11 protein-coding genes, 3 tRNA genes and 1 other RNA gene are annotated in these 11,421 nt (G+C 42.5%); 6 read left to right on the forward strand and 9 right to left on the reverse strand.

Annotated elements, in window-relative coordinates; all coding sequences use genetic code 11:
- The 6 genes from Q0017_RS11980 to Q0017_RS12005 form a co-directional block, all read right to left on the reverse strand.
- Nucleotides 1–75, reverse strand: a tRNA-Gln gene (locus Q0017_RS11980).
- Nucleotides 76–95: 20 nt separating this feature from the next.
- Nucleotides 96–170 (reverse strand) — tRNA-Gln (locus tag Q0017_RS11985).
- 25 nt (nt 171–195) lie between these two features.
- A tRNA-Gln gene (locus tag Q0017_RS11990) sits at nt 196–270 on the reverse strand.
- Nucleotides 269–1,099: a 4-(cytidine 5'-diphospho)-2-C-methyl-D-erythritol kinase gene (ispE, locus tag Q0017_RS11995; protein ID WP_298147137.1), complete on the reverse strand. Its 831-nt coding sequence runs from the start codon at nt 1,097–1,099 to the stop codon at nt 269–271. Before ispE ends, Q0017_RS11990 begins: the two co-directional genes overlap by 2 nt.
- A gap of 10 nt (nt 1,100–1,109) precedes the next feature.
- Nucleotides 1,110–1,631, reverse strand: a complete 522-nt coding sequence (lolB, locus tag Q0017_RS12000; RefSeq protein ID WP_298147166.1) for a lipoprotein insertase outer membrane protein LolB — start codon at nt 1,629–1,631, stop codon at nt 1,110–1,112.
- Between the two features lie 67 nt (nt 1,632–1,698).
- Nucleotides 1,699–3,402: a tetratricopeptide repeat protein gene (locus tag Q0017_RS12005; RefSeq protein ID WP_298147139.1), complete on the reverse strand. Its 1,704-nt coding sequence runs from the start codon at nt 3,400–3,402 to the stop codon at nt 1,699–1,701.
- A gap of 78 nt (nt 3,403–3,480) precedes the next feature.
- On the opposite strand from Q0017_RS12005, the gene hemA reads away from it, so the two are divergent.
- Nucleotides 3,481–4,764: a glutamyl-tRNA reductase gene (gene hemA, locus Q0017_RS12010; RefSeq protein WP_298147143.1), complete on the forward strand. Its 1,284-nt coding sequence runs from the start codon at nt 3,481–3,483 to the stop codon at nt 4,762–4,764.
- Between the two features lie 10 nt (nt 4,765–4,774).
- On the opposite strand, the gene Q0017_RS12015 is transcribed toward hemA, so the two are convergent.
- On the reverse strand, nt 4,775–6,661 hold the full coding sequence (locus Q0017_RS12015; protein ID WP_298147146.1) for a DNA primase: 1,887 nt from the start codon (nt 6,659–6,661) through the stop codon (nt 4,775–4,777).
- Between the two features lie 129 nt (nt 6,662–6,790).
- Nucleotides 6,791–7,747: an outer membrane protein assembly factor BamD gene (locus Q0017_RS12020; RefSeq protein WP_298147149.1), complete on the reverse strand. Its 957-nt coding sequence runs from the start codon at nt 7,745–7,747 to the stop codon at nt 6,791–6,793.
- A 71-nt stretch (nt 7,748–7,818) separates the two neighbouring features.
- On the opposite strand from Q0017_RS12020, the gene rluD reads away from it, so the two are divergent.
- Together rluD and pgeF are read left to right on the forward strand one after the other, a co-directional pair.
- Nucleotides 7,819–8,871, forward strand: coding sequence for a 23S rRNA pseudouridine(1911/1915/1917) synthase RluD (gene rluD / locus Q0017_RS12025; protein ID WP_298147152.1), 1,053 nt, complete (start codon nt 7,819–7,821; stop codon nt 8,869–8,871).
- 57 nt (nt 8,872–8,928) lie between these two features.
- Nucleotides 8,929–9,690, forward strand: coding sequence for a peptidoglycan editing factor PgeF (pgeF, locus tag Q0017_RS12030; RefSeq protein ID WP_298147154.1), 762 nt, complete (start codon nt 8,929–8,931; stop codon nt 9,688–9,690).
- A gap of 31 nt (nt 9,691–9,721) precedes the next feature.
- Here pgeF and smpB read toward each other — a convergent pair whose 3' ends face one another.
- On the reverse strand, nt 9,722–10,198 hold the full coding sequence (smpB, locus tag Q0017_RS12035) for an SsrA-binding protein SmpB (protein WP_298147157.1): 477 nt from the start codon (nt 10,196–10,198) through the stop codon (nt 9,722–9,724).
- A gap of 164 nt (nt 10,199–10,362) precedes the next feature.
- Between smpB and coaD the strand changes: the two genes are divergently transcribed.
- From coaD to rnpB, 3 genes are all read left to right on the forward strand, one after another.
- Nucleotides 10,363–10,854: a pantetheine-phosphate adenylyltransferase gene (gene coaD, locus Q0017_RS12040; protein WP_298147160.1), complete on the forward strand. Its 492-nt coding sequence runs from the start codon at nt 10,363–10,365 to the stop codon at nt 10,852–10,854.
- Between the two features lies 1 nt (nt 10,855).
- On the forward strand, nt 10,856–11,119 hold the full coding sequence (locus Q0017_RS12045) for a YfhL family 4Fe-4S dicluster ferredoxin (protein WP_298147163.1): 264 nt from the start codon (nt 10,856–10,858) through the stop codon (nt 11,117–11,119).
- Between the two features lie 26 nt (nt 11,120–11,145).
- Nucleotides 11,146–11,421, forward strand: an RNA gene (gene rnpB / locus Q0017_RS12050) — RNase P RNA component class A; the annotation flags it as partial.

Consider the following 11,421-nt stretch of genomic DNA (forward strand, 5'->3'; position numbering starts at 1 on the left):
TGGCAGGGGTAGCTGGATTCGAACCAACGGATGCCGAGATCAAAACCCGGTGCCTTACCACTTGGCGATACCCCTAAATTTGATGAACTGTAAGATGGCAGGGGTAGCTGGATTCGAACCAACGGATGCCGAGATCAAAACCCGGTGCCTTACCACTTGGCGATACCCCTAATACAGTACATCTACAGGTGAAAATGGCAGGGGTAGCTGGATTCGAACCAACGGATGCCGAGATCAAAACCCGGTGCCTTACCACTTGGCGATACCCCTAATCTACTTTAAACTGCACTAATGGCGATTCTGTTAAGCTATTCACCAAGTAAGCTTTACATGGTGCATTTGCAAGAATGTCATCAACGTTCATGTCTAAAGTCACTTCAACAAAAACACAAGCACCTGTACCTGTAAGTTTTGCAACACCGAACTGATCTAAGTATTGCATCGCTTCATCGACTTGTTTGTATAAGCTTCGTGCCAATGGCTCAAAGTTATTCTTAAAATCAGATGGCGTTTGCTGATAGGCGCAAAATTTAGAGCTCTTTTGGTTTCTTGTCAACGCTTTTTGTGAAAAAAGTAATTGAGTGCTGATAAAACAATCAGGTTTGAGCACAATATACTGTTTTTGAGCTAAATTTACCCATGTTAAGCGCTCACCAATGCCTTCAGCCCATGCATTTTTGCCGTGCACAAAAATCGGCACATCAGCACCGAGCTGCACCCCAAGTTCAGCCAATTGCTCGATATTTAAGCCACACTGCCACAATTGATTGACCACAACTAGGGTGGTTGCCGCATTAGATGAGCCTCCACCTAAGCCTGCGCCCATCGGAATATGTTTTTCAATGTTGATTTTTAAACCGGTTAATTTTTTGGCAAAAGGTTTTAGTAGTTGTGTGGCTTTAAAAATTAAATTTTGCTCAAGATCGACACTGTTTAAACCATCAATTGTAATATCTAAATTTTCTGTTTGCTGAAAACTTAGCCAATCAAACAAGTCAATCAGCTGAAAAAGAGTTTGCAGTTCATGGTAGCCATCTGCACGGCGGCCGGTGATATGCAAAAATAAATTGAGTTTGGCAGGTGATGGCACGCGTAACATAAGGCAACTCTTAACGATCTTGAATAAGCATAGTAATACGGTTTTCTTGTCCGTTTTCAAGCATTTGCTTTAAAATTAAGCGATTTGGCAGTGCGCTTTGATTATAAGTGAAGTCGACACTCCAACCGCCTTCAATAATTTGGCTGACTCTATGTTGTTCATCTTTGCTGATTTGAGCGTTCAGGGTGGCAGGTTTGGCTTGAATCCAATCCATTAAATACGTGATGGGTGCATCCCAACCCGTGGCGCGTTTAAGCAGCTGTTCTGGACTTTGTGCCACAATTTCGCCGGTACGGCTGCTATTTAAACTAGCTTGACCGTATTTTTGCCCCCAAATTTGGGTTTTTCCAATGCCCAAAATGCCACTGAGTTCAATCTCAAATTGATCATTGCGTTGTACCCATGTATAAAACGCGCTGCCTGATTGGTTCGGTGTACGTATACCTAATTTACCTTGTAAGCTAAAATTTTGGCTGTTTTCGATCACAGGCGTAGTGGGTATTTGTGGCTTAATCATCGGTTGACAAGCCATCAAAACAAGGCTTGCCAGCACTGTGCTCAACAGCGCAGAACGGGAAAAATTGAACATCATCAAAACTCTAATGGATTGTTTTAGGTAAGAGTAATGAATTTAAGGGTTCAAGGGCAGCATCATTGGGATGTTTTTGTTGCAGTTGTTTTAAAATAGCGGAAAAATTGCTTAAATCGCCTTGCATATACACGGCACGTGCATAACGTACTCCAATGCTTGGGTTGTCACTTAAGCTATAAGCACGTTGTAAGGCTTGTGCTGCGGTGGCAAAATCATTTTGTAAATAGGCCACAAAACCTAAGGTATCTAAAATGGACGCTTGGTCGGGTTCCATCTCGAGCGCGTGTTCAGCATATTGGCGTGCTTGATCTAAATGTCGGTTTTGTAAGGCTAAAGTATAGGCGTAAGCATTTAAATAGGCCGGATGATTGGGTTCTAAATCTAATAATAGGGTCAGGAGTTGATCTAAACGGTCACGTTGTACAAATGGATCAAGCAATAAAACTTGTGCATAGATAAGCTCGGGGTCATCACTTAAATGCTGCATGGCTTCGTCTAAAAGTTGAATGGCAGCACGTTTGTTGCCCATTTTTTTCAAGATTTCGGCTTGAGCTTGGTATAAGAAGCTGGCGTATTGTGGATAATTGACCCGCTCTTGGGTTAAAAAGCGTAACGCTTCATTGAGGCGCTGTTGCTCGGTGTAAATGTTAATCAAACTTTGTCGTGATACTGTGTACAGACTGCCATCTACCAAGCGGTAATAAGCCTTTGCAGTTTCATAATGCTGCTTACGCTCAGCGTTGAGTGCCAAGTAGTAATAAGCATCGTTTTGGTACTCAAGTGAATGGCGTAGTTCGACCAAGTAACGTTCGGCGCGTTCGTATTGACCCAAATCTATACTGGTTAAACCGGCAATAAATAAGGCTTCTTCGGCTTTGGGCCACTTTTTAATGATCTTTTCTAATTTGTCTAAAGCCAATTGTGAATCATTGAGTTTAATCAGATATTTCACTTCTGCTAAACGTATTTCTAAATTGGACTTATGCTGACGTGAAGCTTTACTATACCAATTGCGGGTTTGCTGCTCATTGCCTAAGGCACTGAGTAAATTGGCTTTCATCAGGATAAAATTGGTGGCTTTAGGGCGTTTTTTTAAAGCTTGATTAATGGTGTCAAGGGCTTGCTCAAATTCGCCATTTTGTGCTTTTAACGCCGCAATAATCACCAAAATAGATGGGTTGTCTTTGGCTTGGCTGTTTTTTAATGCCTCTAACAAGATGACCTGATCATCTGCTGACTCTGGTGCAATACCCGCCAAAATTCTTTCAAGGTCAGCACTTGGATCATGGCTTAAAATTTTATCAAGACTTTCGGCGGCAAGCTCATACTCATGCGCTTGCAAGGCGATATGAGCAAGATAAAACAATGCCGGTACATCACTAGGCTCTTGTACGACCCAATGGGTGGCAATATCAAGCGCTGCTTTGAGATCGTTTTGTTCAAGCGCAATATTTAAAGCGCGTTGCTTAAGACTGGTCGAATTGCTTTTAATGGCTAAAACAGTATAGTTATGCAACGCAGTGGCCGGATCTTGGGCAGCCAAGGCAAATTCAGCCATCATGCTTTGTTCAATAGCTTGATCGCGCTGAGTATTGTAAGCTGAAGTCGCAGCATAAAGATGGCTGCTACAGAGCATGCTACCTAAGAGTAACAATGTGCTAGAATATTGCTTTATTGTCGAAGCGCTGTTTTGGCCATTTATTTGACGCAATTTTTCTTAATCCAAGTAATGCTTTTTATGACACCGATGTTGCACAATAGCATAAATTTAGCGAAATGATGATCTGATATGTCTTTCTTTGCATTGGGTGTCAACCATCAAACCGCCTCCGTAGAACTGCGTGAGCAAATTGCATTTAACCCTGAAAAGTTAAGCAAGCTCTTGGCAGCGCAAAGTCACGACCCAAATTTAAATGATATGGTGGTGGTGTCAACCTGTAACCGAACTGAAGTGTATGCCATGTCTGAGCAATCAGAGCAGGTACTTCAATGGTTGGCAGATGCAAATGGTTTAGATGTAAAACAGCTGCAAAATCATGTGTATCGTTATGAAAATGCACAGGCGATGACGCATCTCATGCGCGTGGCCAGTGGTTTAGATTCATTGATGCTGGGTGAGCCACAGATTTTAGGTCAAGTTAAAACTGCGTTGTCCTTGGCTAAAGACAATGCCACCGTGTCTAAAGACTTAAACCGTATTTTTGAATATGCTTTTTATGCAGCCAAACGTGTACGCTCAGAAACTGCAGTGGGCAGCCATGCGGTGTCTATGGGGTATGCGGTTGCACAGTTGGCGTTGCAAGTGTTTACTCAAGCCCAAAGCCTGACGGTGATGATTGTCGCAGCAGGTGAGATGAATAGCCTTGTGGCGAAACATTTGGCTGAAATGGGTGTGGGCAAAATCATCATTTGCAACCGTACGCGCAGTCGTGCAGAACATCTTGCACAAGAGCTAAATCCTAATGTTGCTGTAGAGATTATTGATTTTCAAGATTTAAGTGCACATTTACATCGTGCCGACGTGGTGTCAAGTTGTACCGGTAGTTTGCATCAAGTCATTAGTGCACCAGATGTCAAAGCAGCCTTAAAAAAACGTCGCTATCAACAAATGTTATTGGTTGATTTAGCCGTACCACGTGATATTGACCCTAAAGTTGAAGATTTAGATGGCGCGTATTTATATGGCGTTGATGATCTACAATCGGTGATTGAAGATAACCTTGCACAACGGCGTCAGGCAGCACTTGAAGCTGAGGTAATGGTTAATCAATTGGCTACCCAATTGATCACACATCAAAAGGTCAAAGACGCGGGTAGCAGTATTCAGCAGTATCGTGAGCACGGTGAGCAGATGCGACAGCAAGAGCTTCAAGCGGCTTTAGCGCGTATTGCCAAAGGGGAGGATGCTGAGGCAGTCATGCAAGATTTTTCGCATCGTTTAACCCAAAAGCTCTTGCATCCTACTTCAATTTTATTGCGTGATGCAGCCAAAGCCGATGATCCTGCGCATTTTGGCTTTATGCGCGAGCATTTAGAAGACACCATACAACATACCCGCCAATCTAAACGCTAAATGGTTCAGCTTAAGAGACCAATCTTAAGCTGATTTTTTTGGTGAGTTCATTCAGTTGCTGACGTAAATTACTGGATTCCACCAAAGATAAGGGGGATTTAAGCTTTTGTTTGAGATATTTTTCTTGTAACGATAAAGCATATTCAGCAGCCAACTTGTCGGCCATTTCAGGTGCTTGAGTTAAGGCTTCAATATTGGTGCGTTGCATAATATCGGCAATCTCATGCACGTAACTACTACAAGCACCTAGTACATAATAAGTCGCCAACTCTTGATCATCGGGTAAATCATCAAATACACAATTGAGACGATCGAGCACATTCGACAGTAGCTGCCCCGGTTGCATAAAGGCACGCAAAGTTTCAAAGTGAATATATAAAAACGGATGATGCATTAAAATGGCAATGGCAAAGTCTTCATCGCGGGTATGAATGTTAAACGACAGTGAGGCATCGTTATTGAGTTTGGGTGTCCATTTGCGTCCAAAGCCTAATTTTTCTTTAAAAGCTTGGCTGAGCAAATAACGAAACGATCCATGTTTGGGCAATAAATCTGTCAGTTGACGTAATTCTGCCATGACCTGACTTTTACCTTCAGGCGTTTGAATGTCATGGTTTTGGGTTAAATGGGCAAAAATAAAATCGGACAATAACGGTGCTTGTTTAAGTAAACGTTGAAAATTTTCTAAGCCTTCACGACGAATAAGCGAGTCAGGGTCGTGTTGATTGGGCAATACAAAAAATTTAAGCTCACGCCCATCATTTAATAAAGGCAGGGCAATCTCTAGGGTACGCCGTGCCGCCTTTTGACCGGCAGCATCACCATCAAAGGCAATAGTAATACACGGATTTTGCTTAAATAGAATATTTAAGTGTTCGGTGTTACTGGCAGTTCCTAATGTGGCGACAGCGCCATAGATGCCATATTGCTGTAGCGCAATCACATCCATGTAGCCTTCGACCATCAGCCAATCATGGGCTTTTTGCTTACGACCTTCATATAAACCATAGAGTAGTTGATTTTTATGAAAGACCTCTGAATCGGGGGAGTTAATGTATTTGGGCTTAATTTCGTCATTTAAAGCACGCCCACCAAAACCGACCACACGACCTTTGGTGTCACGAATGGGAAAAATCACCCGATCACGTAATAAGTTAAAATCACGCCCTTTGTCACTGGTACGAATTAACCCAAGTAGTTTTAAGCCTTCAATGTCCTGTGGAAAAGCTTTTTCAAGATGTTGCCAATCTTCAGGGGCATAACCTAAGCGCCAATAATCAATCGTGTCTTGAGTTAAACCACGTTTTTTAAAATAGTTTTGTCCGCTTTGGCTGTGTGGCAATTGCGCTTGATAAAATTGGGTAATCTGTTCCAATAAAGTGTATAAGTCACCTTCTTGTGCTGCTTGAGGCTCAGCGCTAAAAGCATCAAAATCGGCAAATTGTGCATCATGGTCTACGTCATCGCTAGGCGGTGCGTAGTCAAAATAGCTAGCTTCTTCAGAAGAATGGCTATGGTCAATTGCCACGGGCGCCGCTTGGCTTACACTCGGTGCAGGTTTAACATCACGTTTATAGGCAATGCGCTTTTTGTTATCTATATCGTCTTTAGGCAGCTCAATACCGGCTTGGGAGGCCAAGTCTTTCATCACTTCAACAAAATTACGATTGTCGATGTCCATTAAAAATCGAATGGCATTACCATTGGCTTGACAGCCAAAGCAGTGGAAATACTGTTTGTCACGATATACATGAAAAGAGGGGCTTTTTTCTTGGTGAAATGGACAACAACCTGAATAAGTGCGGCCGGTTTTTTTGAGTTTCACGCGCTGACTAATCAAATCGACAATGTCGGTGCGATCGACGACCTGATCAATAATATGCTGAGGAATTGCCATCGTGTATCAGTGCCATTTTACCAAACAAGAAAAAAGATTTGCGTTTAAAAACTAAACGACTTTCCCATTTGAATCAACAAAAAGGGCAAGTATGATAACTTGCCCTTGCTAAAAATGCGAACCTTAAGATCAGTCTTGTGTTGGACGATCCAATAACCCAAAACTTAAACGATTGCTTAAACTACGTTTTTCGGTGTCATTTGTTGAGGTATCTTGATCTAAATTGGTTTTGGCTTCACGACCCAAAATACCCAAAGTGGTGCGGTTTAACCAACTTTCTTCTGAGCGTGCAGCACGTAAATTGACTTCGCCATTGGCTTTAATCAAATGTGGATAATTGAGTTGAAGTACATCAATATATTGCTGTGCTGAGGCTTGATCGCCTAATTTTTGGTAGCTATAGGCAATGGTGGCTAAAGCTTCAGGCACTTGTGGGGTTTTAGGATAATACTCAACTACCCATTGACCACGTTCAAGTGCAGCCACCCATGCTTTACGTTTTAAATTAAAACGTGCAGCATTCATCTCAGCTTCTGCAAGCTCTTGCCCAATAAATTGCATACGTTGTGCTGCATCAACCGCATAGGTACTAGATGGATAGCGACGAATAAAATCAACAAAGTTTTGATACGCCACTTTTAAATAGCTGACATCACGATGCGCTTGCTTAAGTGAGGTATAACGCAACATGGTGTGGTAGTTTTGTTCCATATTGGCCACGCCACGCACGTAATAGGCATATTCTGCTTGTGGATGATCAGGATTCATACGAATAAAACGATCAGCTAGCGTTACGACACCTTCGTATTCTTTTTGTTGAAATTTAACGTACATCAGCTCCAGTTGAGCTTGTGTGGCATAATTACCCGTAGGGAAGTAGGTATCAATTGCTTCTAAATGTTTGACTGCTTCAACATGTTGACCGCGTTCAAGTGCTTTTTGAGCTTTTTGAATGTACACTTGTTCACTCGATTGTGGCCCTTGATCGACCACTTGTTTTTTTGGATTACTGCTACAACCCACAATTGCAGATGCAGCGCCAAGCGTTAGCACAAGCATTGTCATTTTATAACGTGGCAGCGACATAAAAATTCCTCTGTTAATACGGGCAATAAGCTACAATTGCACCATTAAATCACTTTTGTCTGAATGAGCAAATGACCCAAGTACAATCTTCCGATTCTAATATCCCTGAAACTGATTTCAATTTGATTGAAGATTCTGAGGATGCAGATAACCATACTTCAGAAACAACTGCAACACGTTTAACATTGCAAGTTGAACTTGATGAGCGCTATTTAGGTCAACGAATTGACCAAGTGGCAGCCTTAGTATGGAATGACTTTTCACGCGAAAAACTTAAACAATGGCTGAAAGAAGGTCATTTATTGGTAGATGGTCAAGCGGTAAAACCAAAATACAAATGTGAAGGCACAGAAGTGTTGACACTAGATGTAGAGCTTGAAGCACAAACTCGCAGCCTACCTGAAGATATTCCACTTGATATTGTTTATGAAGACGATGATATTTTAGTGGTGAATAAACCTGTGGGTATGGTGGTGCATCCGGGTGCAGGCAATAGCTCGGGTACCTTAGTCAATGCCTTATTACATCACTACCCTAAATCGGCAGAACTGACTCGTGCAGGTTTAGTACATCGTATCGACAAAGACACCTCTGGTCTTTTGGTGGTGGCAAAAAACTTAGAAGCGCAATTTTCTTTAAGTAAGCAATTGGCGAAAAAGTCGGTGTACCGCGTTTATGATGTGATTGTATATGGCAATATGATTGCCGGTGGTACCATTGATGAGCCTATCAAACGCCATCTGTTTGAACGCGTTAAAATGACGGTATTACCTGGTGGTAAAGATGCAGTGACGCACTATAATGTTAAAGAGCGTTTTCAACATTTTACTCGTGTACAAGCGCGCCTTGAAACAGGTCGTACGCACCAAATCCGTGTGCATTTTAGCTACATTGGTTTTGGTTTAATTGGTGATCCGGTGTATATGCCACGGGTACGTGTGCCAGCTGGTGCATCAGAATTACTCAATGCCACCTTGCGCGGTTTTAGACGTCAAGCACTACATGCAGCTAAACTTGGCTTGGTACATCCACGTTCAGGCGAAGAGATGATGTTTGAAGCACCGTGGCCAGAAGACTTTAACTCATTGGTTGAAGTGTTACGTAGCGAAAATAAAGCCTATTAATTTAAAAGGTGGCTATCTGAGAAGATAGCCATTTTTGTTTTTTTCAGGATCAATATCATGCAATTTGTATCTGGTGTGCCAAAAGGCGTGTATGTCGGGCAAACGCGCATTGCGCATGAGGCAAGCATCGCCACTCAACACGCAAGTTTACATGGCTTTAATTTGGCCTTACATGTCGGCGATGAGCCGCTGCGTGTACAACAGCATCGCATTGCGTTGCTTAATCAATTGCATGGCTTTGGCGTTAATCAAATGACGTGGCTGAATCAAACCCATAGTGTGCTGTGTCACCGTGTAGATGCACAGGCAACTTTGCTTGCACAAGAGGGCGATGCTTTGGTCACCTCAAGTCAAGGTCATGCCTTAATAATGATGACAGCCGATTGTTTACCTGTGGTATTAGGCAATCAAGATGGTACTGAGGTGGCAAATTTACATGCAGGTTGGAAAGGTCTTGCCAATGGCATCATTGAAAATACGGTGGCTGCTTTGCACACTCAAGCCACATGGGCATGGTTAGGTGCAGCCATTAGTCAGCCGTGTTTTGAAGTGGGAGCCGAAGTTAAGGCAGCATTTTGTGATAAATATCCAGTTTTAGCCTCTGCATTTGTGGCAAGTAAACACGCCAATAAGTTTTATGCTGATTTATACGCAATTGCACGTTACATTTTAAAACAACACGGTATCACTCAAGTCTTTGGTGGTGATCAATGTACCTATGCTCAACATGAGGATTATTTTTCCTATCGCCGTGCAGCCAAAACCGGGCGTATGGCGACCTTTGTATTTATTCAACCCAAAGATCATTCAACTCTGTAAAAGAAAAAACCTCCAATATGGAGGTTTTTTCTTATTTATGCATAATGCGTGCTTTATCACGTTGCCAATCACGGTCTTTTTCGGTGGCACGTTTGTCATGCAATTGTTTACCTTTTACCAAAGCAATTTCAAGCTTGGCTAAGGGTCCTTTCCAATAACACACCAAAGGTACGCATGAATAACCTTTTTGATTGACTGCACCCAACAGTTTATCCAGTTCGCGACGGCTGAGCAGCAATTTACGCGTACGCGTGGATTCAGGCACCACATGCGTAGACGCGGATAGCAAAGGCTGAATTTGCGCACCAAAAAGATAAGCTTCACCATTTTTAAAGGTCACATAGCTTTCACTTAAGGTCATACGGCCAGCACGTAACGATTTGACTTCCCAACCTTGTAAAGACAGACCCGCTTCAAATTTTTCTTCAATAAAATAGTCGTGACGTGCACGTTTATTTTGTGCAATCGTCCCACCATTATTTTTTTTCACTACTGATATTTTTGCCATAATAAGACACTTCCCAACTTAAGCACTATTGTGCCCCAAGCGGGCGATGCTGACAATTCATAAATTTTACTGGCTAAAAAATTGCAGCAATTGAAGTTTTGGTTCACCCCAAAACATGCTTTTTGTTAGAATAGCGCTCGAACACAATAAATAGAGTACAGTGGATGTCTAAAACTCGCGTGATTTATCCAGGCACATTTGATCCTATCACCAATGGGCACGTTGATCTTGTCACACGTGCAGCTAAAATGTTTGATGAAGTGGTGGTGGCAATTGCCATAGGTCATCATAAAAACCCCATTTTCACTTTGGATGAGCGCGTAGCTTTAGCACAAGCGTCGTTAGGTCATTTATCTAATGTTGAATTTGTAGGCTTTGATGGCTTGTTGGTGAATTTTTTCCGTGAGCAAAAGGCAACTGCAGTACTGCGTGGTCTACGTGCTGTCTCTGATTTTGAATATGAGTTTCAATTGGCAAATATGAATCGTCAGTTAGACTCAAATTTTGAGGCAGTGTTTTTAACGCCCTCGGAGCAATATTCATTTATTTCTTCGACATTGGTGCGAGAAATTGCGCGTTTACAAGGTGATGTGACTAAATTTGTACCGCCAGTGGTGGTCGAGGCCTTTAAACGCAAGCTACAACAAGGTTGGTAGAGTGTCCTTATATATTACCGATGAATGCATTAATTGCGATGTGTGTGAACCTGTGTGTCCTAATGAAGCCATTTTCATGGGGGAGGTGATTTATGAAATTCACCCTGATCTATGTACCGAATGTGTAGGACATTACGACAAACCGCAGTGCCAACTATTTTGTCCAGTCGATTGTATTCCAAATGATCCCAATCATGTCGAAAGTCATGATGCACTTATGGAAAAATATAAAACACTGATTGCTCAAAAAAGCGCAAGCAATTAATTGCAAAGTTTGTTAGAATGCCGCTCGAAGTGGGCCAGACGATCGCTGCTGTGGAGATCTTAGTGATTGAAGCAGGGGAGGAAAGTCCGGGCTTCATAGGGCAAGGTGCCAGGTAACGCCTGGGCGGTGCAAACCGACGGCAAGTGCAGCAGAGAGAAGACCGCCTTCAATATGTATCTAAGCAATTAGATTCGAAGGTAAGGGTGAAAGGGTGCGGTAAGAGCGCACCGCATGGCTGGCAACAGTTCATGGCGAGGTAAACCCCACCGGAAGCAAGACCAAATAGGAATCCATTAGGCATG

The sequence above is a fragment of the uncultured Acinetobacter sp. genome (assembly GCF_947624825.1).
Lineage (GTDB): Bacteria > Pseudomonadota > Gammaproteobacteria > Pseudomonadales > Moraxellaceae > Acinetobacter.

Excerpts from the sequence above, each read along its gene's own strand:
- ispE (WP_298147137.1), bottom strand. The coding sequence starts at position 1,099 with ATGTTACGCGTGCCATCACCTGCCAAACTCAATTTATTTTTGCATATC.
- lolB (WP_298147166.1), bottom strand. The coding sequence starts at position 1,631 with ATGGCTTGTCAACCGATGATTAAGCCACAAATACCCACTACGCCTGTG.
- hemA (WP_298147143.1), top strand. The coding sequence starts at position 3,481 with ATGTCTTTCTTTGCATTGGGTGTCAACCATCAAACCGCCTCCGTAGAA.
- Q0017_RS12015 (WP_298147146.1), bottom strand. The coding sequence starts at position 6,661 with ATGGCAATTCCTCAGCATATTATTGATCAGGTCGTCGATCGCACCGAC.
- Q0017_RS12020 (WP_298147149.1), bottom strand. The coding sequence starts at position 7,747 with ATGTCGCTGCCACGTTATAAAATGACAATGCTTGTGCTAACGCTTGGC.
- rluD (WP_298147152.1), top strand. The coding sequence starts at position 7,819 with ATGACCCAAGTACAATCTTCCGATTCTAATATCCCTGAAACTGATTTC.
- pgeF (WP_298147154.1), top strand. The coding sequence starts at position 8,929 with ATGCAATTTGTATCTGGTGTGCCAAAAGGCGTGTATGTCGGGCAAACG.
- smpB (WP_298147157.1), bottom strand. The coding sequence starts at position 10,198 with ATGGCAAAAATATCAGTAGTGAAAAAAAATAATGGTGGGACGATTGCA.
- coaD (WP_298147160.1), top strand. The coding sequence starts at position 10,363 with ATGTCTAAAACTCGCGTGATTTATCCAGGCACATTTGATCCTATCACC.